The 23,951-nt window shown below is 70.5% G+C and carries 20 protein-coding genes; 6 read left to right on the forward strand and 14 right to left on the reverse strand.

All coding sequences use genetic code 11. The features are described from left to right. Window positions 1-294 precede the first annotated feature (294 nt). Together AB0O15_RS42300 and AB0O15_RS42305 are read right to left on the reverse strand one after the other, a co-directional pair. Window positions 295-1,065, reverse strand: coding sequence for a DUF5995 family protein (locus AB0O15_RS42300; RefSeq protein WP_364331836.1), 771 nt, complete (start codon window positions 1,063-1,065; stop codon window positions 295-297). Between the two features lie 130 nt (window positions 1,066-1,195). Then, entirely contained in the window at window positions 1,196-4,003 is a 2,808-nt protein-coding gene (locus AB0O15_RS42305; RefSeq protein WP_364331839.1) for an AAA family ATPase, read from the reverse strand. A gap of 178 nt (window positions 4,004-4,181) precedes the next feature. On the opposite strand from AB0O15_RS42305, the gene AB0O15_RS42310 reads away from it, so the two are divergent. The 4 genes from AB0O15_RS42310 to AB0O15_RS42325 all read left to right on the forward strand — a co-directional run bounded on the left by AB0O15_RS42310 (window position 4,182) and on the right by AB0O15_RS42325 (window position 10,368). Beyond that, on the forward strand, window positions 4,182-4,784 hold the full coding sequence (locus tag AB0O15_RS42310) for an adenylate/guanylate cyclase domain-containing protein (RefSeq protein ID WP_364331842.1): 603 nt from the start codon (window positions 4,182-4,184) through the stop codon (window positions 4,782-4,784). A gap of 125 nt (window positions 4,785-4,909) precedes the next feature. Further along, complete coding sequence (locus AB0O15_RS42315; RefSeq protein WP_364331845.1) at window positions 4,910-6,967, forward strand: DNA topoisomerase IV subunit B; 2,058 nt, start codon at window positions 4,910-4,912, stop codon at window positions 6,965-6,967. Between the two features lie 13 nt (window positions 6,968-6,980). Then, the gene (locus tag AB0O15_RS42320) at window positions 6,981-9,503 is read left to right on the forward strand and encodes a DNA topoisomerase IV subunit A (RefSeq protein ID WP_364331848.1); all 2,523 of its coding nucleotides are present in this window, start codon (window positions 6,981-6,983) and stop codon (window positions 9,501-9,503) included. Window positions 9,504-9,555: 52 nt separating this feature from the next. Then, a complete protein-coding gene (locus AB0O15_RS42325) occupies window positions 9,556-10,368 on the forward strand; it encodes a phosphatidylinositol-specific phospholipase C/glycerophosphodiester phosphodiesterase family protein (RefSeq protein ID WP_364331851.1) in 813 nt (270 codons plus the stop codon). 3 nt (window positions 10,369-10,371) lie between these two features. On the opposite strand, the gene AB0O15_RS42330 is transcribed toward AB0O15_RS42325, so the two are convergent. Both AB0O15_RS42330 and AB0O15_RS42335 read right to left on the reverse strand, forming a co-directional pair. Continuing rightward, window positions 10,372-10,959 carry a hypothetical protein gene (locus AB0O15_RS42330; RefSeq protein WP_364331854.1) on the reverse strand — a complete coding sequence of 196 codons (588 nt, stop codon included), beginning with the start codon at window positions 10,957-10,959 and terminating at the stop codon, window positions 10,372-10,374. Between the two features lie 41 nt (window positions 10,960-11,000). Then, window positions 11,001-11,435 (reverse strand): MarR family transcriptional regulator, encoded by a 435-nt coding sequence (locus AB0O15_RS42335; RefSeq protein ID WP_364331857.1) that lies wholly within the window; start codon window positions 11,433-11,435, stop codon window positions 11,001-11,003. Between the two features lie 59 nt (window positions 11,436-11,494). Between AB0O15_RS42335 and AB0O15_RS42340 the strand changes: the two genes are divergently transcribed. Beyond that, a complete protein-coding gene (locus AB0O15_RS42340; protein ID WP_364331860.1) occupies window positions 11,495-11,869 on the forward strand; it encodes a cupin domain-containing protein in 375 nt (124 codons plus the stop codon). A gap of 561 nt (window positions 11,870-12,430) precedes the next feature. On the opposite strand, the gene AB0O15_RS42345 is transcribed toward AB0O15_RS42340, so the two are convergent. Both AB0O15_RS42345 and AB0O15_RS42350 read right to left on the reverse strand, forming a co-directional pair. After that, complete coding sequence (locus AB0O15_RS42345) at window positions 12,431-12,640, reverse strand: hypothetical protein (RefSeq protein ID WP_364331863.1); 210 nt, start codon at window positions 12,638-12,640, stop codon at window positions 12,431-12,433. Window positions 12,641-12,694: 54 nt separating this feature from the next. Continuing rightward, window positions 12,695-13,525, reverse strand: a complete 831-nt coding sequence (locus AB0O15_RS42350; protein WP_364331865.1) for a class I SAM-dependent methyltransferase — start codon at window positions 13,523-13,525, stop codon at window positions 12,695-12,697. A 191-nt stretch (window positions 13,526-13,716) separates the two neighbouring features. On the opposite strand from AB0O15_RS42350, the gene AB0O15_RS42355 reads away from it, so the two are divergent. After that, the gene (locus AB0O15_RS42355; protein ID WP_364331868.1) at window positions 13,717-14,934 is read left to right on the forward strand and encodes an ROK family protein; all 1,218 of its coding nucleotides are present in this window, start codon (window positions 13,717-13,719) and stop codon (window positions 14,932-14,934) included. 40 nt (window positions 14,935-14,974) lie between these two features. On the opposite strand, the gene AB0O15_RS42360 is transcribed toward AB0O15_RS42355, so the two are convergent. The 8 genes from AB0O15_RS42360 to AB0O15_RS42395 form a co-directional block, all read right to left on the reverse strand. Further along, a complete protein-coding gene (locus AB0O15_RS42360; protein WP_364331870.1) occupies window positions 14,975-16,369 on the reverse strand; it encodes a GH1 family beta-glucosidase in 1,395 nt (464 codons plus the stop codon). Continuing rightward, window positions 16,366-17,421 carry an ABC transporter ATP-binding protein gene (locus AB0O15_RS42365; RefSeq protein ID WP_364331872.1) on the reverse strand — a complete coding sequence of 352 codons (1,056 nt, stop codon included), beginning with the start codon at window positions 17,419-17,421 and terminating at the stop codon, window positions 16,366-16,368. The genes AB0O15_RS42360 and AB0O15_RS42365 overlap by 4 nt, the downstream gene beginning before the upstream one ends. Further along, complete coding sequence (locus AB0O15_RS42370) at window positions 17,418-18,503, reverse strand: ABC transporter permease (RefSeq protein ID WP_364331875.1); 1,086 nt, start codon at window positions 18,501-18,503, stop codon at window positions 17,418-17,420. Before AB0O15_RS42370 ends, AB0O15_RS42365 begins: the two co-directional genes overlap by 4 nt. Window positions 18,504-18,506: 3 nt before the next feature. Then, complete coding sequence (locus AB0O15_RS42375; RefSeq protein ID WP_364331878.1) at window positions 18,507-19,487, reverse strand: ABC transporter permease; 981 nt, start codon at window positions 19,485-19,487, stop codon at window positions 18,507-18,509. Continuing rightward, window positions 19,484-20,542, reverse strand: a complete 1,059-nt coding sequence (locus AB0O15_RS42380) for an ABC transporter ATP-binding protein (protein WP_364331881.1) — start codon at window positions 20,540-20,542, stop codon at window positions 19,484-19,486. The genes AB0O15_RS42375 and AB0O15_RS42380 overlap by 4 nt, the downstream gene beginning before the upstream one ends. 67 nt (window positions 20,543-20,609) lie before the next feature. Then, window positions 20,610-22,295 (reverse strand): ABC transporter substrate-binding protein, encoded by a 1,686-nt coding sequence (locus AB0O15_RS42385; protein ID WP_364331884.1) that lies wholly within the window; start codon window positions 22,293-22,295, stop codon window positions 20,610-20,612. Between the two features lie 53 nt (window positions 22,296-22,348). Next, window positions 22,349-23,368, reverse strand: coding sequence for a LacI family DNA-binding transcriptional regulator (locus AB0O15_RS42390; protein WP_364331887.1), 1,020 nt, complete (start codon window positions 23,366-23,368; stop codon window positions 22,349-22,351). Between the two features lie 177 nt (window positions 23,369-23,545). After that, window positions 23,546-23,944, reverse strand: coding sequence for a hypothetical protein (locus AB0O15_RS42395; RefSeq protein ID WP_364331889.1), 399 nt, complete (start codon window positions 23,942-23,944; stop codon window positions 23,546-23,548). Between the last annotated feature and the right edge of the window lie 7 nt (window positions 23,945-23,951).

Consider the following 23,951-nt stretch of genomic DNA (forward strand, 5'->3'; position numbering starts at 1 on the left):
CGTACGGATCAAGGAGACACGACGTCAGCGAGCGACCAACACCCATTTTCAGCCCGGAACGGGCCACCTCGCCAGAGGCGACAGGGACTAGCCCCCTGAGCTACCACCGTTCCCAACGGTGGTAGCTCAGCGCGTCATTTGGGGCTCGGATGCCGCCCTGAGCTACCACCGTTGTGGGCGGTGGTGGGTCGGGGCGGTGTTTGGGGCTCGGATGGCGGGCGGGGCTACCACTGGGTGGGGTGACCGACTGGGAGGCTGGGCCGTTGCCGCGGACCGGCCTCCCAGGTCGGCGTCCTACTGGAGGAACGCGCCGAGCGGCGAGAGCAGCAGCTTGCCCAGTGACGCCGCGGTGTCGTCGAGCCGCTCGCGCTCCCTGGCCGTCGCGCCCAGGTCGTGCCGGCAGGCCCAGAGCTTCTGCGCGTTGCGCCAGGCGACGTTGCGGGTGTATTCCACCACCTCGCCCTGCCACCAGTCGTCGAGGTCGCCGTTCATGGTGTCGAGCAGGAGCTGCCACTTCTCCAGGTAGCCGCGGCGCAGCTCGGGGATGGCCTCGGCGAAGATGTCGTTGATCTGCAGGTAGTCGCGGTGTTGCGCGCTCTCGTCGACCGGGTCGGAACCGATGTGGTCGAAGGTGGTGACCAGCGCGAAGGCCAGGTCGAAGTTGATGTGCGCGTTGACACCGGCGGCGGCCGACGGCAGCGGGCGGGAGTCGGGCCCGGCGATCCGTGCGAACAGGATGTGCCACACCTTGGGGCAGACGGTGTTGCCGAAGCTGAAGCTGCGCAGCGCGTCGAAGTAGCGGGCCGCGAACTCGACGTCGAGCCGGGACAGGAACTGTGGATCCTCGAAGCTTCCCTCGTAGAGCCGTTCCAGCACGCTGCTCGTGATGCGCAGGTAGAGCCGGTTGAAATCGGCCAGCGGGTTGCTGTTCAGCAGCGGCGGGACCCGCTCCAGGACGTCCTGCAGCTTGGTGAGCTGGTCGACCACCGCGGGCACGTCCTCGGGATGACGTGTCAGCAGGGCGCACATGTCCTGATGCGCAGGTCCCCAGACCGACTCGGTCATCGGATCCTCCAAAGAAGTAAGGCCCCCAGCACCGACCGGCGTCGGCAAGACGCCGGTCGGTGCTCCCCCGTGGCTCGAAGCCTTCCACCGGGTACGTACGCAGGGATCGGTAGAACTACCTATATCCGGGTCAGGCCGCGCGGTTCTCGAGGAACACCCGGCTGGCCTGGACCCGGGTGCGTACCTGCAACTTGTCGAAGATGTGGCCGACGTGGACGCCGACCGTACGTTCGCTGATGAACAGCCGATGGCCGATCTCGCGGTTGGTGAGGCCCTCGGCGACCGCGCTGAGCACCTCACGCTCACGACCGGTGAGCGCGGACAACTTGTCGCCGGGCGGCTCAGGGGCGGCCGGGGCCGGGGTCTCCGGGTCGTCGGCCAGCGGGATGCGGGCCCGGCCGGCCACCGCGGCGACCTCGGCCCCGAGCGGCTTGGCGCCCATCGACTGGGTGGTGGTCCACGCCGCGCGCAACGCGGCCGTGGCGGCGGCCCGCCGCCGGTGGTGCAGCAGCGCCTCGGCCTGGCGCAGCCGTGAGTAGGCCGCGGGATAGGGGTGGTTGCGCTTGTCCCAGACGGCGGCCGCGCGCCCCCACACGGCCGGGTCGTGCTGGTCGTGGATGCGGCTCAGCTCGGCCGCGCAGAGGTCGAGGTAGCCGTCGATCACCGCGCGGACCGGCGGCGCGGCCTTGTCGACGCCCTTGGCCATGCGGTCGACGACCACGGTCAGCCGGCGGATGGCGCCGTGGTCGACCGGCATCTCGCCGCCGCAGTGGGCCTCGGCCTCGGCGCGCAGGCCGTGCCAGGCCAGCACCCCGAGCAGGACCAGGTCGTCGGAGCGGGTCTCGGTCAGGCCGCGCTGCACGGCGGCCCGGGCCTCGTCGTGCCGGCCCAGCCACATCGCCCGGCCGGCCCGGAGGGTGAGCATCGGCAGCACGTGCCGGGCGCCGCCGCCGGCCAGCACGGTCGCGACCGCGTCGAGGTCGCGCTCGGCCGCCTCGACGTCGCCGAAGCCCACCCACAACCGGCACCGGGCCAGCAGGATCTCGACCGCGTCGGCGCCGGACGGCCGCCGGCGCATGGCCGCGTCGAGCATCCGGTCGGCCTCGGCCCACTGACCGACCCGGAACAGGCCGTTGGCCGCGATGGCCAGCAGCCGGAGTTGATAGGAGCGGCCGACACCCAGGTCGGCCAGCCGCTGCGCGCCGCGCCGGGCGACCAGCACGCCCTCTTCCAGCGAGTTCAGCGGGCCGGTGAGCAGCTCGGCCAGGTGGAGATAGGCGCAGCCGAGGTCGTCGGGGTGACCGGACTCCTCGGCGATCGCCACCGCCTGCCGGATCACGGCCAGGCCGGCGTCGGGGTCGGCCCGGAACGCCTGGCTGAAGCCGAGCGCGGCCGACGCGCGGACCCGATCGGCGGTGGACCCCTCGACCTGCTCGGCCAGCTCGAGCGCCTCGCGCGCCCGCGCCCCGGCGTCGGCATAACGGCCCAGGTGGAGCAGCAGCTCGGCCAGGTGGGCGGCGGCGGTGACCTTCTCGGCCGGGGTGCAGCCGGGGACCGCCAGCGCCGCCCGGAACTCGGTCTCGGCGGTGGCCGAACGCCCGGCCGCGGCCAGGTAGCGGGCCCGGCGCAGGTGGATCTCGCAGGCGCCCGGTCCGTCGGGACGGGCGGCCAGCTCTTCCAGCCGGGCCAGCGCGCGCTGGTGTTCGCCGTTGTGGTGGGCCGACTCGGCGGCGTGCCCGAGCAGCTCGGTGCGGCCGGCGTCGTCGTCGGCGGTCAGCTCGAGGGCCAGTGACCAGTGCCGGTGGGCCTCGGCGAAGCCGTAGAGCGACTCGGCCGCCCGGGCCGCGGCCACCACCGAGGGCAGCGCGCGCTCGGGCTCGCCGGCCCGCTGCCAGTGGTGGGCGAGGCGGGCGTGGTCGCCGCCGCCGGACAGCGCCTCGGCGTACCGCCGGTGGAGCCCGGCCCGCTCGACCGGCAGCACCTCGCGCTCGAGGATCTCGGCGACCAGCCGGTGGCGGAGCCGGTAGCCGTCGTTGGCGCTGGTCACGATGCGGTGGGACACGGCGGCCCGGACCGCGTCGATGAGCTCGTCGCCGGCCACCGGCACCACGCCGGAGAGCAGCTCGTGGGGCACCGGCTCGACCCCGGCGGCCACCGCCCGGACCACGTCGTGAGCCGCCCGGGGCAGCTCGTCGACCCGGGCCAGGAAGATCTCGCGGAGCGTGTCGGACAGCTCGACCCGGCCGTCGCGCAGGTCGCGGGCCAGTTCCTCGGCCACGAACGGGTTGCCGCCGCTGCGCTTGAACACCCGGTCGGCGTCCTCGGCGGGCACGGCGGCGCCGGCGATCGCGGTGACCAGTTCCTGCGTACCCATGCGGTCCAAGGGGTTGAGATCGACCACCCGCACCGACCGCAACCGGCGCAGCTCGGCCAGCACCCGGCGCAGCGGATGGGTGCCCTGGAGCGACTCGGCGCGCACCGCGGCCAGCACCGACAGCCGGACCTCGCCCAGCCCGGCCAGCAGGTAGAGCAGCAGCTGGCGGGTGCTGCGGTCGGCCCATTGCAGGTCGTCGAGGATGAGCAGCAGGCGGCGGTCGCCGGCCACCTCGCGCAGGGCCCGGGAGACCCGGTCGAGCAGGGCGCCGGCGTCGGGACCCTCGGTGGCGAAGCCCGGATCTTCCCGGCGCAGCGCGGCCAGCACCGGGTGGAGCGGGGACGCGTCGCCGATGTCGAGGCAGGCGCCGGTCAGCACGGCCGTGCGGGACGGGGTCGCCTTGGCCGCAACCTCGCGCAGCAGCCGGCTCTTGCCCACCCCGCTCTCGCCGGTGACGAAGACCGCCGCGGTGCCGCCCGGACCGACATCGGCCAGGTCACGACAGATCTCGTCCAGCGTCTCGGCGCGCCCGACAAGGGGCGTGTCGTCCGGTTCGCTGGTCATGCACGGGAGCCTAAACCGGATCCCCCTACCACCTACTCGTCGGTTCAGGCTGATCTGCGTCACAAAAATTACCGCCGGTTTGTGTATCACGAGCATCTAAGTAGTTCTGCCGATCCGGGACCCTGGGGCTTCCTGCGAATCTTCAGTCTCACCAGCGCCGATCCAGGGAGCGTGGGAGATGGCCGTCATGGCAGGCGTACGCCGGCAGACCGTGTCCGTCCTGTTCGTCGACATCGTCGGATTCACGACGCTGGTCGACGAGCTCGACTGCGCGGATGTCCGGGCGCTGCAGATGGACTACTTCGCCCAGGTGTCGGCGGTGGTCCGCGAGCACGGCGGGATCGTCGAGAAGTACGTCGGCGACGCCGTGATGGCGGTGTTCGGCCTGTCGTCGCGGCGTCCGGAGGGGGGCGCCGCGGCGGCGGTCGGCTGCGGCTTGGCGATTCAGGAGGCGCTTTCGGGTGTACGCCTGGCCGGCCGGCACGAGATCAGCACGCGGGCCGGTGTCGCCACCGGCGAGGTCATGGTCGACGTGGCCGCGGCCCAGGACGGCGGCTTCGGCATGGTCAGCGGGAGCGTGGTCACCACGGCGGCCCGGCTCCAGGCGTACGCGCCGCACGACACCGTGGTGGTGGACGGCCAGACCCAGTCCTACTCGCACGCCGCGGTCGCCTACCAGGAGTTGCCGCCGGCCGTGCTGACCGGCCGCGCCCGCCCGGTCGATCTCTTCCGGGCCCTCCCGCTGGACGCTCGAACGTGTGTTCTAGCTCACCAGCCGTGACCTTTGTCCCGTTTGTCAGGCGACGTGCGGTTCCCCATCCGGCTCGTCGGCGCGAACTCGTCAGCCCGCCCCGGTAGGCTCGCCGCGACCTGATAGCGAACCAGCCGAGCGGGGAGTAACACACCGTGACCGCGCAACCCGAGATCTTGTACGGCGCCGACGACCTCACGCATCTCGAGGGCCTCGACGCTGTCCGCAAGCGCCCGGGCATGTACATCGGCTCGACCGACAGCCGCGGTGTCAACCACCTGGCCAACGAGATCATCGACAACTGCACCGACGAGGGCGTCGGCGGCCACGCGACCAACGTCGCGGTCTGGCTGCACGCCGACGGCTCGGTGCAGATCGACGACGACGGCCGGGGCATCCCGACGGCGATCAACACCAAGAGCGGCCTCAACGGCGTCGAGCTGGTGCTGACCCGGCTGCACGCCGGCGGCAAGTTCGGCGGCTCGGGCTACAAGACCTCCGGCGGCCTGCACGGCGTCGGCGCCTCGGCCGTGAACGCCCTCTCGCTGCGCTTCGACGTCACGGTCAAACGCGACGGCAAGGTCCACGCGCTCTCCTTCCAGCGCGGGGTGCCCGGCGTCTTCGACGGCGACGGCCCCAAGGCCCGCTTCACCCCCGAGTCGGGGCTGCGGGTGGTGCGCAAGATGAAGCGCGGCGAGGCCGGCGGAACCTCGATCAGATACTGGTACGACGCCCGGTTCTTCGAGACCGGCGCGCGGCTCGACGTCGACGTGGTCCGGGCCAAGCTGCGCAACACCGCGTTCCTGGTGCCCGGCGTGGCCTACACGCTGCGCGACGACACCGCCGAGGAACCGGTCACCGAGACGTTCCACTTCCCCCACGGCCTCACCGACATGGTCGAATTCCTGAGCCCGCCGGCCGACAAGCCGGTGTCCCAGATCCTGGTCGTGACCGGCGAGGGGACCTACAAGGAGAACGCCGCCGACGAGAACGGCGTGATGCAGTCCAACGTGGTCCGGCGGGCCGAGATCGAGATCGCCTTCCGCTGGGGTACGGGCTACGACCGTACCGTCGAGTGCTTCACCAACACGATCCACAACGTGCACGGCGGCACCCACCGCAAGGGCTTCGAGCGCGCGCTGGTCCGCGCCCTCTCCGACGCCGTCCGCAACACCCGCGGCCTGCTCAAGCCCAAGGAAGAGGCGCCGGTCCTCGACGACTACCTCGAGGGCATGACCGCGGTCATCCACGTCCGGGTGCCCGAGCCCCAGTTCACCTCGCAGACCAAGGACGAGCTGTCCACCGCCGGCCTCACCCGGGTGCTCCAGGGCCTGGTCGAACAACACCTGAAGGAGTACGTCGACGGCCGGCGCACCAAGTCCGAGGCGCGGACCGTGCTGCAGAAGGTGGTCGACGCCGCCCGGGTCCGGCTGACCCAGAAACAGCAGAAGGACGCGGCCCGCCGCAAGACCGCCCTCGAGGGCGCGTCGATGCCGCCCAAGCTGGTCGACTGCCGCAGCACCGGCATCGCCCGCAGCGAGCTCTACATCGTCGAGGGCGACAGCGCGCTGGGCACGGCCCGGATGGCGCGCAGCTCCGAATACCAGGCGCTGCTGCCGATCCGCGGCAAGATCCTGAACGTCCAGAAGGCCAGCCTCCAGCAGGTCCTCGACAACCAGGAGTGCTCGGCCATCGTGCAGGTGCTCGGCGCCGGCTCGGGCCGCACGTTCGACCTGCCCGCGATGCGCTACGGCCGGGTCATGATCATGGCCGACGCCGATGTCGACGGGTCACACATCCGCACCCTGCTGATCACGCTCTTCGCCAAGTACATGCGGCCGGTCGTCGAGCAGGGCCGGCTCTTCGCCGCCATGCCGCCACTGCACAAGGTGGTCACCAAGGGCCGCAACAGCGAGACGCTCTACACGTACACCCAGCAGGAGATGGAGTCGACCGTCACCCGCCTGGAGAAATCCGGCAAGCAGGTGCAGAAGCCGGTGCCCCGGTTCAAGGGCCTGGGCGAGATGGACGCCGACGAGCTGTGGGACACCACGATGAACCCGGCCACCCGGACCGTCCGGCGGATCACGCTGAACGACGCCGAGCAGGCCGAGGCCACGCTCGAACTGCTGATGGGCGAGCGGGTGGAACCGCGCAAGAACTGGTTGATCGAGGCCGCCGGCCGGATCGACCAGGAGACGATCGACGCCTGAGGGGGCAAGGTTCATGGCACGCCGCAAGAACGAGTCGCAGCGGGTGGACCTGTCGGCCTTCGACCAGGCAGGCGCCCACGTCATCGACAACTCCGTCACCACCGAGGTGGAAGACTCCTACCTGGAGTACGCTTACTCGGTCATCCACTCGCGCGCCCTGCCCGACGCGCGCGACGGCCTCAAGCCGGTCCACCGGCGCATCCTCTGGTCGATGACCGAACAGGGCCACCGCCCCGACCGCCCGTACGTGAAGTCGGCCCGCGTCGTCGGCGACGTGATGGGCCGCTACCACCCCCACGGCAACCTGGCCATCTACGACGCCATGGTCCGCCTGGCCCAGGACTTCTCCCTGAACGCGCCCCTGATCGACGGGCACGGTAACTTCGGGAGCCCAGACGATGGCCCGGCCGCCGAACGCTACACCGAATCGCGGATGTCGCGTGAGGCGATGTTGCTGGTCGGGGAGCTGGGCGAGGGCACGGTCGACTTCAAGCCCAACTACGACGGCTCCGAGCTGGAGCCCAAGGTGTTGCCCGCGGCGTTCCCGAACCTGCTGGTCAACGGCACGTCGGGGATCGCGGTCGGGATGGCCACGAACATGATTCCGCACAACCTGGGTGAGGTGGTCGCGGCGGCGCGTCATCTGATCACGCGGCCCGAGGCGGATCTCGACGAGATCATGCGGATCGTGCCGGGGCCCGATCTGCCGACCGGCGGGCAGCTGCTCGGGCTCGACGAGGTTCGGCGGGCGTACGAGACCGGGCGCGGTGTGGTCCGGATGCGGGCCCGGGCCGTTACCGGGCCGCTGGAGGGCGGGCGTGGGCGGCAGGCCGTCACGGTCACCGAGCTGCCGTACGGGGTGGGCACCGAGAAGATCATCGAGGCGATCACCGACGAGGTGAAGGGCAAGCTGATCGTCTCCGGGCCGCGGAAGGGCCAGCGTCAGGCCGCGCGGCTGCAGGGGATCGCCGACGTGAAGGACCTGACCGACCGCGAGCACGGCACCCGCCTGGTGATCGAGTGCAAGGTCGGCGTCAACCCGCAGGCGCTGCTCGCCGACCTCTACCGGCTCACCCCGCTGGAGAGCTCGTTCGGCATCAACAACCTGGTGCTGGTGGACGGGCAGCCGCGGACGCTCGGGCTCAAGGAACTGCTGGAGGTCTTCCTCAAGCATCGGTACGACGTGGTCACCCGGCGGACCCAACATCGGCGGACCAAGCGGCAGGACCGGCTGCACCTGGTCGACGGCCTGCTGATCGCGCTGATCGACATCGACCGGGTGGTCGCCATCATCCGGGCCAGCGACGACGCGGCCGCGGCCAAGGCGTCGCTGATGAGCGAGTTCGGGCTGAGCGACATCCAGGCGACGTACATCCTGGACACCCCGCTGCGGCGGCTGACCCGGTTCGACCGGATCGACCTGGAGACCGAGCAGGAGCGGCTGCGCGGCGAGATCGCCGAGCTGAGCCGGATCCTCGACGACGACGCGGTGCTCAAGGGTGTCGTCTCCGACGAGCTGGCCGAGGTGGCGTCCGAGTTCGGTGGCCCCCGGCGGACCACGCTGATCGACGGCGACCTCAAGGAGGTGCTGGCCGCGTCGGTGCCGGCCGGCCCGCTCGAGGTGGCCGACGACCCGTGCCAGGTGATCCTGTCGGTGACCGGGCTGATCGCGCGGACCGCGGCCGAGAGCGAGGAGTCGGCCGAGGGCCGGCGCCGCTCCGGCCGGGTCAAGCACGACGCGGTCCGTTCGGTGGTGCACTCCACCGCCCGCGGCCGGGTGCTGCTGGTGACCAACCGGGGCCGGGCGTTCAAGGTGGACGTGCTGCCGCTGCCGGTGCTGCCCGAGCAGTCCGGCACGGTGTCGGTGCGCGGTGGTATGTCGGTGTCCGAGCTGATCCCGCTGGACAAGGGCGAGAAGGTGATCGGCCTGTCGCCGCTGGCCGGTGAGGGCTCCCCGGGGCTGGCGCTGGGCACCCGGCTCGGCGTCGTGAAGGTGTGCTCGCCCGAGTGGCCGGTGCGGTCGGACGAGTTCGAGGTGATCACGCTCAAGGACGGCGACGAGGTGCTCCAGGCGACGTGGCTCGCCGACGGGGCCGAGTCGCTGGTGTTCGTCACCTCCGACGCCTCGCTGCTGCGGTTCCCGGCCAAGCTGGTCCGCCCGCAGGGCCTCAAGGGCGGCGGCATGGCCGGCGTCAACCTCGGCGCCGACGTCGAGGCCCTCTCGTTCAACGTGATCACCACCTCCGGCACCGAGCACGGCGAGCCGATGGTGGTCACCTCCACCGGCACCCAGGTGAAGGTGACGCCGTTCGCGATCTACCCGGCCAAGGGGCGCGCCACCGGCGGGGTGCGGGCGCAACGCTTCCTCAAGGGCGAGACGCGCCTGACGGTGGCCTGGGTCGGCCCGCGGCCGGTCGGCGGCTCCGCCACCGGCGACCCGGTGGCCCTGCCCGACGCCGACAACCGCCGCGACGGCTCGGGCGAGGCGGTGCTGATGGGCCCGCAGATCATCGGCCACCACATCGAGCGCGACTAGGTTTCACCGGGCATTCATGGCGATCATCATCTGCCCTCCCTAGGTTGGGCGCATGACTCGACGTGTACTCGCTGTTCTGCTCGCGGTCTGCGCGGCGGTGGTCTTCGCGCCGCCGGCCGCGCAGGCCCACTGGGTCCGGCCGCTGGCGCAGGCCCACGCGCACAACGACTATGAGCACGAACGCCCGCTCTACGACGCGCTTGCCCACGGCTTCACCAGTGTGGAGGCGGACATCTACCTGGTGGGCGGCGAGCTGCTCGTCGCGCACGACCCCGAGGACGTGGTTCCCGGGCGTACCCTTCAGAGCCTTTATCTCGACCCGCTGGCCCGTCGCCGGCACGCCTATCCGATCCAGCTGCTGGTGGACATCAAGAACACCGGTGCGGCGACGTACACCGAGCTCGATCGCGTGCTGCGCTCGTACCGCCGGATGTTGACCACCTACCGCAACGGCCGCGTCCTCCCCGGCCGCGTGACCGTCGTGGTCAGCGGCGACCGGCCGCGCGAGCTGATGGCGGCGCAGACCACGCGGTACGCGTTCTACGACGGCCGCAGCGCCGACCTGAACTCGGGGGCGAAGGCGTCGTTCGTGCCGCTGATCAGCGACAACTGGACCACCCTGTTCGCCTGGCAGGGCAAGGGCCCGATCCCGCCGGCCGAGCGAGCCGAGCTGCGCTCGTTCATCCGCGACGCCCACGCCGACCGGCAGCGGGTCCGCTTCTGGGCCACGCCGGACGTCGCCGGGCCGGAGCGCACCGCCGTCTGGTGTGAGCTGGTGGCCGCCGACGTGGACCACATCAATACCGATGACCTGGCCGGCCTGGAGACCTTCCTGCGCCACCGGGCCCGCGCCTGCGCGGCCTGACGATCACCAGCCCCAGCCCGGCCTGGAATCGGGGAACCGGTCCATGTAGCGGATGCCGGCGTCGCGGAACGGCAGGTCGGTGGGGGAGACCTTGGTCCCGGCGATGACCTCGGCCGGGTCGTCCAGGCAGCCCGGGCGCCACACCGTGAGCTGGGTGGAGAAGTGGCCGCCGCCCACGGTGGCGGCGGCCAGCGCCAGGCCGACCGAGAGGGCCATCGCCACGCCGGTGCGCATCGGGTCGCAGCCTAGGCTCGGGTGCAGCCAGAGGTCGTCCTCGTCGTCGGTGAGGGCGGCCGGGTCGACGGGCTGGTCGAGCAGGCGGTGCATGATCACCCGGACCCGGTCGTCGAAGCCGGCCGGCCTGATCTCCCAGAAGCGGTCGCCGTCCTCGATCCGGTCCAGGCCACCGAGGACGGTCGACTCCTGCTCGGGGCGGAGGACCGGGCGCCTCGCCGTGTGGACGTCGGTCTCCACGAGCAGGTCGGGCATCCGCGTGACACCCAGCAGGGTGTGCATCGTGGTGCGGGTGGCGTCCAGGACGGCGGCCAGGGTCACCGCGGTGGGCAGGTTGCCGGAGGAGTCGACGGACACCGCGTCACGGTAGCCGCCTCCACCTGGCCGGACTCACCCATTTACCAGGTGGGGCGAAGGCGGCCGGGGACGGCGAGGGTGGCCAGGTCGGCGCGGAGGGCGGTCAGGCGGCGGTCGCCGATGCGGTCGGACCAGGAGCGCAGGATCTCGGCGGCGGCCTCGTCGGCGGCCCGGGTGCAACTCCAGCCCTTGTCGGTCAGCACGATCAGTTTGGCGCGGGCGTCGTCGGGGTGCGGACGCCGTTCCACGTAGCCCTTCGCGGTCAGTTCCTCGACCATCTGGCTGGCCGCCTGCTTGGTGACGTCGAGGTGCCGGGCCAGCTCGACGACCGTGGCGCCGCCGTCCGAGATCAGCGTGAAAGCGAAGCCGTGGGCCGGGCGCACGTCGGTGAAACCCCGGGCGCGTACGCCCGCGTCGATGCTGTCGACCAGGCCGCGGGCGGCGCTGAGCAGGAGGTAGGGAAGGTCTGTGGTCACCGGTGCAGTTTGACACAGCGGTCAAGCTGCTTGACTATGTGGTCAAGGAGGTTGACTACATGGCGATTCTGAAGGAGGGCGATGCGGTTGCGCATCGCATGCACGGAGCGGTCTTTCATTCGTACGCCGCGCCGGCGCGCGGAAGCGCGGAACTCTGCGCGTGGCGGCTGGAGGTCGAGGCCGGGGTGACCGGAATGCCCCACCGGGTCAGCCGGGAGGAGGTGTTCCTGCTGCTGTCCGGGACGGTGACCGTCACGCTGGACGGAACGCCGGAGGTTCTCGCGCCCGGTGACGTGGCGGTCGTGCCGGCCGGCGCGTCGGTGTCGGTGGACAACCACGGTGATGGCCCGGCCGCGGTGTGGGTGACCACGAGCGTCGGTCTGGAGGCGACGACCGGCGACGGCGCGGTGATTCGTCCACCCTGGACACAGTGACGAAATGACACCGGTGACGCGGGAAGTCTGGAACCGTTCAGATCGAGCCGCCCGGATCCGCAGTGGACGCCTAAGTCACTCTTATCTCTGGCTTAAGCCAAGCTGCTGACCTGAACGGATGGTTAGCGTGAGTGGTCACTCGCTCCTGGAAGGTTCTCCCGTTGTCGCCCTGCCGTACGGATGCCGCACATCCCGGTCCGGCCCGGCCCCGATCGCGACGACCCGCGGCTCGGCCGCGGCGCCGGCCGCGTCGGCCCGGTCGTCCCCACGGCGGTCGCGCGACCTGAGATCTGGCGGGGTGAGGAACGCGCCCATGGCACCGGCGTGGCTCGTCACTCCGCCTGGGTGGGCAGGCGGGCGGCTGGGGCGCCGCCCGGAGGGTCACCTTCGGTGATACGGCCGCCCGGCTCAGGCCGGGCGGCCGGCGTCACATTTGTACAAACTGTTGCCGGCGTCGCCCCCGCCCCCACCCCGTTACTGGGTGGGCGCAAATGTAGCGAGTGGCGCCGACGAAAATGGGGGCGTTGTCCACAGGTCAGATGATGGAGCGTTGTCCACAGGTCACTTGCTGGGCTCGGGGACGTCGCAGTCGATCTTCGGGTTGACGCCGAGCCAGTTGAGCGGGCCGGCCACCACGGTGACCACAACCGTGCCGGCCTTGGCACAGCTCGCGTCACCGCTGTCGTTGAAGTAGCCGCGGGCGTACGCGGCGACGCCGCCCAGGATCAGCCAGATCAGGATGATCACGCCACCTATGCTTCCGAACCGCATCGGGTCTCCTCGGTCGTGGGGATGGACCGCGAGTTACCCCGTAAGCATCGATCTCTAAACGGCCGGGCGCACCGCCTGCAACGTGTACGTGTGCGGAAGCCGCTCCGGCCGGGCCGCCACCTGGAACTCGCCGCCCGGCAACTGCCGCATCCGGCCGCCGAGCCCGTCCCACGGGACGGTGGTGTGCTCGGTCAGCCCGGTGATGGTCAGGCCGGCGTCGAGCAGCGCCGTCACGATCTCGCCGAGGCCGTGGTTCCACTCGTGCGTGGTGTTGTGCTCGAAGTCGGTGCCGGTGTGCACGTACGTGCCGGGCTCGTCGAACACCGTCGGCTCGTCGAGCTCGAAGTACGGGTGGTCGAGCACGTGCAGGTCGTCGGCGCGTTCCCACTCGAGCGACCACAGCACCGGGTGCCCCTCGCGCATGAAGAACCGGCCGCCGGGCTTGAGCAGGCGGGCCACCGTCTCGCCCCAGCGGGTGATGTCGGGCAGCCAGCACAGCGCGCCGATGCCGGTGTAGACGAGGTCGAACCGGCTGGCGCCGAGCACGTCGGGGGCGGCGTACACATCCGCCTCGACGAAGGTGATGTCGGCGCCCGCGACCGAAGCCACGGCGCGCGCCTGGTCGAGCGACTTGGGCGAGAAGTCGAGCCCGGTCATCGTGGCGCCGAGCCGGGCCAGCGACACGGTGTCGGTGCCGATGTGGCATTGCAGGTGGACGCCGCGGAGGCCGGTGACGTCGCCGAGCAGCGGGCGGTCGAAGCGGACCACGTCGCTCAGGAAGCCGGGGTCGGAGGCGAACGCCGCCACGTTGTAGTCGCTGGAGGCGGCGTGCGCGGCGGCCCGGTCGTCCCAGTTCGCCCGGTTCACGTCACGGTAGTCAGTCACTGAGCCTGCCTTAGGTATGCACTTCTGGCCCTCGCCTGCGAGGCCGTCCGTCGCTGAAGGTGGGTGCCGCTCGGTGCAGTCGTTCATACCGGGAAGACCGTACCCGGGCGACAGCGCCCGAAGGCATAGCGTTAGATGGCGGGCGAAGGGCGATGAACAGGGGAGATGCAGTGGATAGCAGGCGGACTACGGTGCGTGATGTCAGGCGCGCGAATCGCTCCAGCCTGCTCACCGACCTGTTCCATGGCGGCCGGCAGAGCCGTCAGCAACTCGGCGACACCACCGCGCTGAGCCAGGCCAGCGTGAGCAACCTGGTCGGCGAGATGATCGAGGAGGGGCTGGTCGAGGAGGCCGGCCTGGTCGGCTCGGACGGCGGTCGGCCACGGGCGCTGCTGCGGGTCGCGCCCGGCTACGGGTACGTCGTGGGCGCCGATCTGGGCGAGACCCGGGTCTCGGTCGAGCTGTACGACCTGGCCATGTCCCGGCTCGGCTCGGCCGTCTACCCGCTGGCCGATCCGTCCGACCACCAGCGCGCCACCCGGCTGCTGATGCAGGGGCTGTCCGACACCTCCGCGCAGGCCGGCATCGACCCGGGCGAGGTGATCGGCTACGGCGTCGGGGTGATCGGCGTGGTCGACCGCGCCGGCCTGGTCCATTCGCAGACCACGTCCTGGGACGCGGTGCCGCTGGGCGAGGTGCTGGGCGCGGCGACCGGCCTGCCGGTGTTCGTGGAGAACGGCGCGAAGACGGTCGGCCAGGCCGAGATGTGGTTCGGCGCCGGCCGCGGGGCCCGGCACGCGGTGATCGTGATGATCGGCCGCGGCGTCGGCGCGGCGGTGGTCCGGGACGGGCGCGGGCAGGGCCGCCCGGATTCGGGCGCGGGGGAGTGGGGCCACACCATGCTGGTGTACGAGGGACTGCCCTGCCGCTGCGGCGCCCGCGGCTGCCTGGAGGCGTACATCGGGTCGGACGGGGTCAGCGCCCGCCTGGCCGAGGCCATGGGTGTCGAGTACGACCCGCGGCTGCTGGCCCGCACCCTGACCGGTGAGCTGCCGGCGGCGGCGGCCACGGTCGTCGCCGAGACGGTCGGCTATCTCGGCGCGGGGATCTCGAACCTGGTCAACCTGTTCAGCCCCGAGCGGATCGTGCTGGGCGGGCCGATCGGCGCGGCGCTGGGCGAGCGGTTCCTGCCGGAGATCCGGGCGTCCGCCGCGGAACACAGTCTGCGGCAACCGTATTCGACCACCCGCATCGACGTCTGCCAGCTCGGGCCGGACGCGGTCGCGATGGGCGCGGCCACCCTGCCGCTGGCCCGGCTGCTCGCCGACGGCGGCATGGCCGTGACCGACTCGCACACCGTGGTGTCCCGGGCCGCGCACCGCCGGCAGATCAGCCGTATCCGAAGCTGAAAGGGGCCGCGGCAAGCCGCGGCCCCTTCGAAAAACGAGCTCAGCGGTACTGGGCGATGGTGTCCCGGTACCAGAGAGCGCTCTGTTTCGGCGTGCGCTTCAGGGTGTCGTAGTCGACGTGCACGATGCCGAACCGCTTGTCGTAGCCGTACGCCCACTCGAAGTTGTCCATCAGCGACCAGGCGAAGTAGCCGCGGATGTCCGCGCCCTGGGCCCGGGCCTCGGCCACCGCGGCCAGGTGGTCGGCGAAGTAGGCGGTGCGGTCGTCGTCGGACACGTACCCCTGCTCGTCGGCCGTGTCGTCGAACGCCGCGCCGTTCTCGGTGATGACCAGCGGCAGCCCGGGGTAGTCCCGGTGCAGCCGGACGAGCAGCTGGGTGAGGCGTTCCGGCGTGACCGGCCAGTCCATCGCGGTGCGGGCGGTGCCCGGGAACACCTGGCGGACCACCGGGTTGCCGGTGTCGTCGTGCGTCCGGCCCTGCTCGTCGACGCCGCTGAAGTCCTGCCCGAAGTAGAAGTTCACGCCCAGCACCTCGAACGGCGTGGCGATGACCTCCATGTCGCCGTCCTCGATCGGCAGCGTGACGCCCTGCGCGGCCAGGTCGTCCACCATGTCCTGCGGGTAGTAGCCCTTGCGCAGCGGGTCGAGGTAGAGCCGCAGGCCCATCCCGTCGGCGCGGCGGGCGGCGTCCCGGTCGGCCTGGGTGTCCGCGGCCGGGTCAGCGGTGCCCATGTTGAGCGTGATGCCGTACCGGTGCGGGGTGGTCTCGGCCGCCCGCATCCGCTGGGTGGCCAGGCCGTGGCCGAGCAGCAGGTGGTGCACGGCGTCGATGGAGGCCTTGAAGTCCTTGCGGCCCGGGGCGTGCACGCCCACGTGGTAGCCCAGCCAGGCCGAGCACCACGGCTCGTTCAGCGTGGTGATGGTCTCGACCCGGTCGTGCAGCTTGTCGAACACCATCATCGCGTAGTCGGCGAAGCGGTAGGCGGTGTCCCGGTTGGGCCAGCCGCCGGCGTCCTCCAGCTCCTGCGGCAGGTCCCAGTGGTAGAGCGTCACCCAGGGCTTGATGCCCTCGCTGAGCAGCTCGTCGACCAGCCGGTCGTAGAAGGCCAGGCCGGCCGGGTTGACCGGGCCGCGGCCGTGCGGCTGGACCCGGGGCCAGGCCACCGAGAACCGGTACGAGTCCACGCCCAGGCTCTTGATCAGCGCCACGTCCTGCGGCATCCGGTGGTAGTGGTCGCAGGCGACGTCACCGGTGTCGCCGTCGTGCACCGCGCCCGGGACGCGGCTGAACGTGTCCCAGATGGACGGTGTGCGGCCGTCCTCGGCCACCGCGCCCTCGATCTGGTACGAGCTGGTGGCGACGCCCCACTCGAAAGTGGTCGGGAACGCGTCGCCGGGGAGGAGCAGAGTGGGGGTAGGGGCAGACTGGTTCATCGTTCTCCAGCGGAGGAAGCGGCTGAGGATGCTGCGGCGGGCGCGCCGACCGGCTTCACGTCGGGGTACAGGTGACACGCCACGGTGCGCGTGCCGCCGTCCGGGGTGGCCGGCCGGCCGAGTACCGGGATGTGCTCCGAGCAGGGGTCGAACGCTTTCGGGCAGCGGGGGTGGAAGGAGCAGCCGGACGGCATGCCCTTGAGGTCCGGCGGCGAGCCGGGGATGCCGGTCAGCTCCCGGCGCGGGCCGCGCAGGGCGGGGAACGAGCCGAGCAGCCCGTTGCTGTACGGGTGGAGCGAGTCCCGGTACAGCGTCGCGGCCGGCGCCTCCTCGACGATCCGTCCGCCGTACATGATGGCGATCCGGTTGGAGAACTCGACCAGCAGCGACAGGTCGTGGGTGATGAAGATGACCGAGAAGCCGAGGCGCTCACGCAGCTCGATCAGCTGACCCAGGATCTGCCGCTGCATCACCACGTCGAGGGCGGTGGTCGGCTCGTCCATGATGACCACCTGCGGCTGGAGGATCAGCGCCATGCCGATCATCACGCGCTGCCGCATGCCGCCGGAGAGCTGGTGCGGGTACGCCTCCATCCGGTCGGCCGAGATGCCGACCAGCTTGAGCATCTCCCGGCACCGCACGTTGCGGCTGTGCTGCGACATCTTCGGCTCGTGGGCCTGGAGCACGTCGTTGAGCTGGGTGGAGACCTTGTGCACCGGGTTCAGCGAGTTCATCGCGCCCTGGAACACGATCGCCGTCTCGGCCCACCGGAACTTGCGCAGGTTGGCATCCGAGAGGGCCAGGACGTCGTACGGGTCGCCCTTCTCCGGGTGGTAGATGACCTCGCCACCGGAGATCACCCCCGGCGGGGCGAGCAGGCGGGTCAGGCCGTAGGCCAGGGTCGACTTGCCGGAGCCGCTCTCGCCGGCCAGGCCGAGCACCTCGCCCTTGTGCAGGGTCAGGTTGACGTCCCGGACGGCCTGCACCGCCTGGTCGCCCAGGCCGTAGTCGACGTTGAGGTTCCTGATCTCGAGCACGGGGTCGTTGCTCATGACGACTGCCCCTCTTTTTTCAACACGGGGGTAGCCCCGTTCAGGTTGATCGGCAGCGGGCGCGCCTGCGTGCGCGGGGCGGCCGTGTGGGCCAGGACCGGCGTGAAGCCGACGCGCATGCGTACGGTGTGGCCGTCCGCCGTCTTGATCTTGGTTTTGCCCGCGCTGCGGAGCCGGGGGCTGACGAACTCGTCGATGCCGAAGTTGATCAGCGACAGCGCGGTGCCGAGGAACGCGATGGCCAGACCGGCCGGCACGAACCACCACCACGCGCCCTGTGACAGCGCCTGCTGGCTCTGCGCCCAGAACAGGATCTCGCCCCAGTTCCAGTTGGAGATGCCGCCGATGCCGATGAAGGCCAGGGTGATCTCGGTGCTCACCGCGAAGATCACGGTGCCGACGAAGCCGGACGCGATGATCGCCGACAGGTTGGGCAGGATCTCGAAGAAGATCACCCGGAACGTGCTCTCCCCGGACGCGCGGGCGGCCTCGACGTAGTCGCGTTTGCGCAACGACAGCGTCTGGGCTCGAAGCACCCGGGCGCCCCAGGCCCACGCGGTCAGGCCGATGGTGAGCGCCACGATCGTGGAGCCGGCGTTCTCGAAGGTGGACGCCACGATGATGATCAGCGGCAGCGCCGGGATCACCAGGAAGACGTTGGACAGTGCGGACAGCGTGTCGTCCCAGCCGCCGCCGAGGTAGCCGGCGCTGACGCCGACCACCACCGAGACGATGGTCGCGGCGATGCCCGCGGCCAGGCCGACCACCATCACGCCGCGGGTGCCGACCAGCAACTGGCTCAGCACGTCCTGGCCCAGGTGGGTGGTGCCCAGCCAGTGCGCCCCCGACGGCGGCGCGACCAGGTCTTTGCCGCGCTCGTTCGGGTCGAACGGCGCGATCCACGGCCCGATGATCGCGAAGAGCAGGTAGATGCCCATGATCACCAGGCCGGTGGTGGCCTTGGCGTTGGCCAGGAAGCGGAACCGCTGCCGCTTGGCCTTGGTCGGCTTGGGGTCCGTCGGCTGCGCCATCGCGCCCTGGCCCGGAATCACCTGGTCGATGCTCGAGGTGGGAATGCTCATCGCTCAGCCCTCCTTCCGCGTACGCGGGTCGAGCAGCAGGTAGACGATGTCGGCGAGCAGGTTCGCCACCAGCACCGTGATCGTGATGATCAGGAAGATGCCCTGCATCAGCGGGTAGTCCTTGGCGCCGACCGCCCGGAACAGCAGGAAGCCCAGGCCCGGGTAGGAGAACACGATCTCCAGCACGAACGTGCCGCTGACGATGAAGCCGAGCGACAGGGCGAAGCCGGACACGTTGGGCAGCAACGCGTTGCGCGCCGCATAGCTCAGCGCCACCCGCCGCTCGGGCAGGCCCTTGGCGTGCGCCACGGTGATGTAGTCCTCGGCCGCGACGGTCACCATCATGTTGCGCATGCTCAGGATCCAGCCGCTGACCGAGGAGATCAGGATGGTGATGGCGGGCAGGATGCCGTGCTGGAGCGCGCTGGAGACGAACGCCCAGTCCGGGTAGGGGACCAGGCCGGCCTCGAAGCCGCCGGACGACGGGAAGAAGCTGTCCGGACCGGCCAGCAGGTAGATCGCCAGCAGGCCGAGCCAGAAGTACGGCACCGAGGACAGGAACGTGGTCACCGGCAGCAGGCCGTCGACCCAGGAGCCGCGGCGCCACCCGGCCAGCACGCCCAGCCCGGTGCCGAGCAGGAAGCTGATCACCGTGGTGATGCCGACCAGCGCCACCGTCCACGGCAACGCGTCCCCGATCACCTCGGACACCGGCGTCGGGAAGGCGCTGAACGACAGGCCCAGGTCGCCGTTGAACAGCTGCTTCCAGTAGTCCAGGTACTCGGACCAGAGGCTGGCGTCCTTGTCGATGCCGAAGAGCACGTACAGCGACTCGATCGCGTCGGTGTTCATCTGACCCTGGAACCGGGCCAGCAGCGCGCTGATCGGGTCGCCCGGGATCATCCGGGGGATGAAGAAGTTCAGGGTCATCGCCGCCCACGCGGTGAACACGTAGAACGCGATGCGCTGGAGGATGTACCTCACCGTCCGACCCCCTGCTCGTCGTAGAGCCAGCAGGCCGCCCAGTGCCCCGGCTTGTCACCGATCACCAGCGGCACCGGCAGCTCGGTCTCGCAGCGCGGGCCGGCCATCGGGCAGCGCGGGTGGAACCGGCAGCCGGCCGGCGGGTTGATCAGGCTCGGCGGCTCGCCGTTGCCGCGGTCGCGGGTGTCCGGTTCGAGCTCGCCGAGCAGGCGGTCCGGGTCGGGGGCCGAGTCGATCAGGAGCTGGGTGTACGGGTGGGCCGGCGACTGGGTCACCGTCTCGCTGTCGCCGCCCTCGACCATCCGGCCCGCGTACATGACCATCGTGTCGTCGGCGAAGTACCGGGCCGAGGCGATGTCGTGGGTGATGTAGAGGATCGCCAGGTTCAGGCGTTCCTTGAGGTCCCGCAACAGGTTGAGCACACCGAGCCGGATGGACACGTCCAACATGGACACCGGCTCGTCGGCGAGCAGCGCCTCCGGGTTCGCGCCCAGCGCCCGGGCGATGGCCACGCGCTGACGCTGGCCGCCGGACAACTCGTGCGGGAACTTGTCCAGGTAGCGCTCGGGCGGCGTCATGCTGACCCGGTTGAGCACGTCGTGCAGCGCCTGCTCGAGCTCGGCGGCGTTGGTGCCGGCGTTGCCGTGGATCTTCAGCGCACGGGTCAGGTGGTACCGGATCGTGTGCACCGGGTTCAGCGACGCGAACGGGTCCTGGAAGATCATCTGGACGCGGGCGGCGTACCGCCGGAAATTGCGCCCGCCCCTGACCCGGGTCGAGGTACCGTGCAGCTTGATGTCGCCGTCGGTGCGCGGGTAGAGCTGGGCCAGCAGCCTGGCCACCGTGGACTTGCCGGAGCCGGACTCGCCCACCAGGGCGGTCACACGGCCACGGCGGAGAATGAGATGCACGTCGTCGACGGCGTGCACGGCGGCGCGGTCGCGCCGGTTGAAGAGGTCGCGCAGACCCCGGCGTACGGGGAAGTGCTTGGTCAGCCCTTGAGCCTCAAGCACCACCTCGCCGGCCGGCGCCTCGGCGTCTTGCACAGACGTCATGCCGGGTCCTTTACGAGGGGAAGGCCGCCCCCGCGCGCTCAGCAAGCGTGCGGGAGCGGCCGCGAGATCAGCTGGTGGGCTTGAGGTGCAGGATGACGTCCAGCGCGTTCGCCTGGGTGGGCTGCCCGGCGGCGTACGGGTTGGAGTCGTCCGGCCAGCCGGACCAGTTCTTCGTGCTGTACGCCATGCCGATGTTGTCGGCGCCGACCGGCACCATCGGGACCTGCTCGACGAAGACCTTCTGGAGCGTGTCCATCGCGGTCTTGCGGGCGGCGTCGTCGCCCGCCTCCTTGTAGGCCTTCAGCGCGGCGGTCGCCTCGGGGTTGTCGAACCGGCCGAAGTTGCCGGCCGGAGAGGGCTGGCCGACCGGCTTGAGCAGCGTGCCGTCCATGATGGTCTGGTAGATGTCGAACGGCGTGGAGCCACCGTTGGTCCAGCGGAAGGTCGCGTCGAACTTGCCTTCCTCGACGTTCTTGAACCAGGCGTCCTGGTTGGCCTTCTCGACCGTCGCGGCGATGCCGATCTGGGCCAGGTTGTCCTTCACGATCTCCAGCGAGGTCTGGTAGTCGGACCAGCCGGCCGGGTCGGTCACGGTCAGCTTCACCGGCTTGCCGCTCGGGTCGGTCAGCGTGGTGCCGTTCAGCTTGAACCCGGCCCCGGTCAGGACGGTCTTCGCGCCCTCGACGTCGACCTTGTGGGTCTGTCCCTTGTAGGCGTCGGCGACGAACGGGTCGCCGGCCGGCGACGGCAGACCGGTCACGCTGCTGACCAGCGGGTGGAAGTAGGCGGCCTCGGCCTGGTTGAAGATGTCCTCGCGGTTGATGACCATGTTCATGGCCTTGCGCAGCGCGACGTTGTCGAACGGGGCCTTGGTGGTGTTGATGTAGAGGCCGTGGATGCCCAGCACCGGCGGCGCCCAGACCTTGTAGTGGTCGGGGTTCTTGCCGACGAAGACGGTCTTGTAGTTCGGGATGAACACGAACGACCACTCGATCGAGCCGTCGGCCAGCGCCGTGGTCTGCGCGTCGTTACCGGTCGGCGAGCTGTAGCGCAGCTCCTTGACGGTCGGCGCGGTGCCCCAGTAGCCGTTCTCCCGGGCGACCAGCGTGGTGGTCTGCGGGGTGAAGGACTTCAGGGTGTACGGACCGGAGCCGATCGGGGTCTTGTTGGTGTCGGTGGCCGGGTCCTTGATCGCCTTCCAGATGTGCTCCGGGACGATCGGGGTCTGCCCGAGGAACTTCTCCTTGTAGACGAACATCGACGAGGTGAAGGTGATCGTCACGACGTTGCCCGCCGCGGAGATGTCGCCGTACGGCGTGTTGTTGGTGTTCAGCGCCTTGTTGCCCTTGATCAGGGTGTGCGTGTAGACGACGTCGTTGGCGGTCACCTTCTGACCGTCCGACCAGGTCGCGTTGTCCCGCACGGTGATCTTGACGCTCTTGCTGTCCGGCGCCCACTCGGCCGCGGTGGCCAGCCACGGTTTCGACGGCTCGGCCGGCTTCACCGGGTTCCACATCATCAGGGGCTCGTAGATGACCCAGCGGTAGCCCAGCGACGCGGCGGCCGAGGTGGAGAGGAAGGGGTTGTGGTTCTCCGTCTGCGGTCCGTTCGGCATGCCGACGGTCAGCACCGTCGTGCCGGCCTTGTTGCTGTTGCTGTTCGGGCTGCTGTTCGGCGAGTCGCCGCAGGCGGCGAGGGCACCCGTGGCGAGCACGCCCGCCAGGGCAGCCGAGAACAACTTCCTTCTCTGCATTACAGATACTCCTCAGGGGATATCAGGGGTGGCCCGGATGAGGGCTGCGGATTTCAGGAGGGATCGGCGGCGGTGACCGTGGTCGAGCCACGGGCCATGAACGTCGCCGGGATGACGGTCGGACGATTGGGCAGGGGTGTGCCCTCGAAGTGGGCGAGCAGCGTGCGTGCCGCGGCCTCGCCCATCTCGCGCAACGGTTGGTGCACGGTGGTGAGCGGCGGCTGGGTGTGTGCCGCCATCGGGATGTCGTCGAAGCCCACCACCGCCACGTCCTGCGGGATGCGGCGGCCCGAGTCGAGCACCGCCTGCATCGCGCCGGTGGCCGAGAGGTCGTTGTGGGCGAACACCGCGTCGAAGTCGATGCCGGTGTCGAAGGCGTGTTGCACGCCCTCGAACCCGGACGCGATGGTGAAGTCGCCGGGGAGCAGTCGCTCCTGCGGGATCGGGTGGCCGGCCTCGGCGTACGCGGCGGCGAAGCCGTCCAGCCGCTGCTGGGTGCAGCCGAAGTGACCGGGACCGGCGATGACCAGGGGCCGGTTGCGGCCGATGGACAGCAGATGCCGGGCGGCGGCGCCGGCGCCGGTGTGGTTGGTGGTGCCGACGCTGGGAATCTGCGCCGGCTGGGTGTCACGGTCGTCGATCAGCACCACGGGCAGGCCGCGCGAGTGCAGCTGCGCGATGTAGTCGAGGGTGCCCTCGGGCTCGATCACCAGCAGCCCGTCGAACGACTTGGCCGAGACCTGGGCCCCGAACTGCCGCATCGACTCCTCACCCCGGTTGCAGGTGAACAGCAGCAGCCCGTACCGCTCGGTCTCGAGCACGTCGACCGCGCCCTGCAGAACCTCGCCGATCCACGGCCAGGTGAGCGAGGGGACCAGCATGCCGACGACCCGGGTACGCCCACGGGCCAGGCCGACGGCCCGGGAGCTGGGCACGTAGCCAAGTTCGTCGATCACCGCGCGGACCCGGGCGGCGGTGGATTCGTCCAGCTCACCCTTGCCGTTGAGGACCCGCGAGACGGTGGTCTTGCTGACCTTCGCCCGGGCCGCCACATCGGCGATGGTGATCGGCACTGGTCCTCCGCATGTTCCGGCACGCATGTCCCGCGGGTTGCAGACCGGTTTCGGAACCGGTTTCGGGAGCGGTTCCGGGCAGTTAACAACAGTGAGCCGGGTCACGTCAATGTGAGGATGACTTTATTTAAGTTGCGAGACTGTAACGCGTGTGTGTCACCAGTTCATCGAGTGTGATCAGCGCGTGAACCCGTCCCGGCCCCGGGTCAGATCGGCCAGGAAAGCCACCACGGCACTGCCCACCGCGCAGCCGATCAGCACCAGCACGCCGCCGATCAGGAACAGGCCGGACCCGTCCTGGGAGGCGGCGTCGATCGTCCACGCCGCGGTGAACGCCACCGTCGTCGCCGCGGTGGCCGGCAGGGGGTGCACGTCCAGGAACCGGACGGCCAGCGCCAGCAGCACGGCGATGGTCAGCACGCAGAAGGCGACCTGAGCGGTGGTGTACGGGCCCTGCTGGTTGCCGTTCGCGTCGACCTGATAGCTGCGGTCGTGGCCCAGCCAGCCCCACCACGCCACCACGGTCGCGACGGCCAGGGCGACCGCGCCGGCGACGCCCTTGGAGGAGAACTTCATGCCCAGA

Source organism: Actinoplanes sp. NPDC089786 (genome assembly GCF_040684855.1).
In the GTDB taxonomy this organism is placed as follows: domain Bacteria; phylum Actinomycetota; class Actinomycetes; order Mycobacteriales; family Micromonosporaceae; genus Actinoplanes.

Excerpts from the sequence above, each read along its gene's own strand:
- AB0O15_RS42300 (WP_364331836.1), bottom strand. The coding sequence starts at position 1,065 with ATGACCGAGTCGGTCTGGGGACCTGCGCATCAGGACATGTGCGCCCTG.
- AB0O15_RS42305 (WP_364331839.1), bottom strand. The coding sequence starts at position 4,003 with ATGACCAGCGAACCGGACGACACGCCCCTTGTCGGGCGCGCCGAGACG.
- AB0O15_RS42310 (WP_364331842.1), top strand. The coding sequence starts at position 4,182 with ATGGCCGTCATGGCAGGCGTACGCCGGCAGACCGTGTCCGTCCTGTTC.
- AB0O15_RS42320 (WP_364331848.1), top strand. The coding sequence starts at position 6,981 with ATGGCACGCCGCAAGAACGAGTCGCAGCGGGTGGACCTGTCGGCCTTC.
- AB0O15_RS42325 (WP_364331851.1), top strand. The coding sequence starts at position 9,556 with ATGACTCGACGTGTACTCGCTGTTCTGCTCGCGGTCTGCGCGGCGGTG.
- AB0O15_RS42340 (WP_364331860.1), top strand. The coding sequence starts at position 11,495 with ATGGCGATTCTGAAGGAGGGCGATGCGGTTGCGCATCGCATGCACGGA.
- AB0O15_RS42345 (WP_364331863.1), bottom strand. The coding sequence starts at position 12,640 with ATGCGGTTCGGAAGCATAGGTGGCGTGATCATCCTGATCTGGCTGATC.
- AB0O15_RS42360 (WP_364331870.1), bottom strand. The coding sequence starts at position 16,369 with ATGAACCAGTCTGCCCCTACCCCCACTCTGCTCCTCCCCGGCGACGCG.
- AB0O15_RS42365 (WP_364331872.1), bottom strand. The coding sequence starts at position 17,421 with ATGAGCAACGACCCCGTGCTCGAGATCAGGAACCTCAACGTCGACTAC.
- AB0O15_RS42370 (WP_364331875.1), bottom strand. The coding sequence starts at position 18,503 with ATGAGCATTCCCACCTCGAGCATCGACCAGGTGATTCCGGGCCAGGGC.
- AB0O15_RS42380 (WP_364331881.1), bottom strand. The coding sequence starts at position 20,542 with ATGACGTCTGTGCAAGACGCCGAGGCGCCGGCCGGCGAGGTGGTGCTT.
- AB0O15_RS42385 (WP_364331884.1), bottom strand. The coding sequence starts at position 22,295 with ATGCAGAGAAGGAAGTTGTTCTCGGCTGCCCTGGCGGGCGTGCTCGCC.
- AB0O15_RS42395 (WP_364331889.1), bottom strand. The coding sequence starts at position 23,944 with ATGAAGTTCTCCTCCAAGGGCGTCGCCGGCGCGGTCGCCCTGGCCGTC.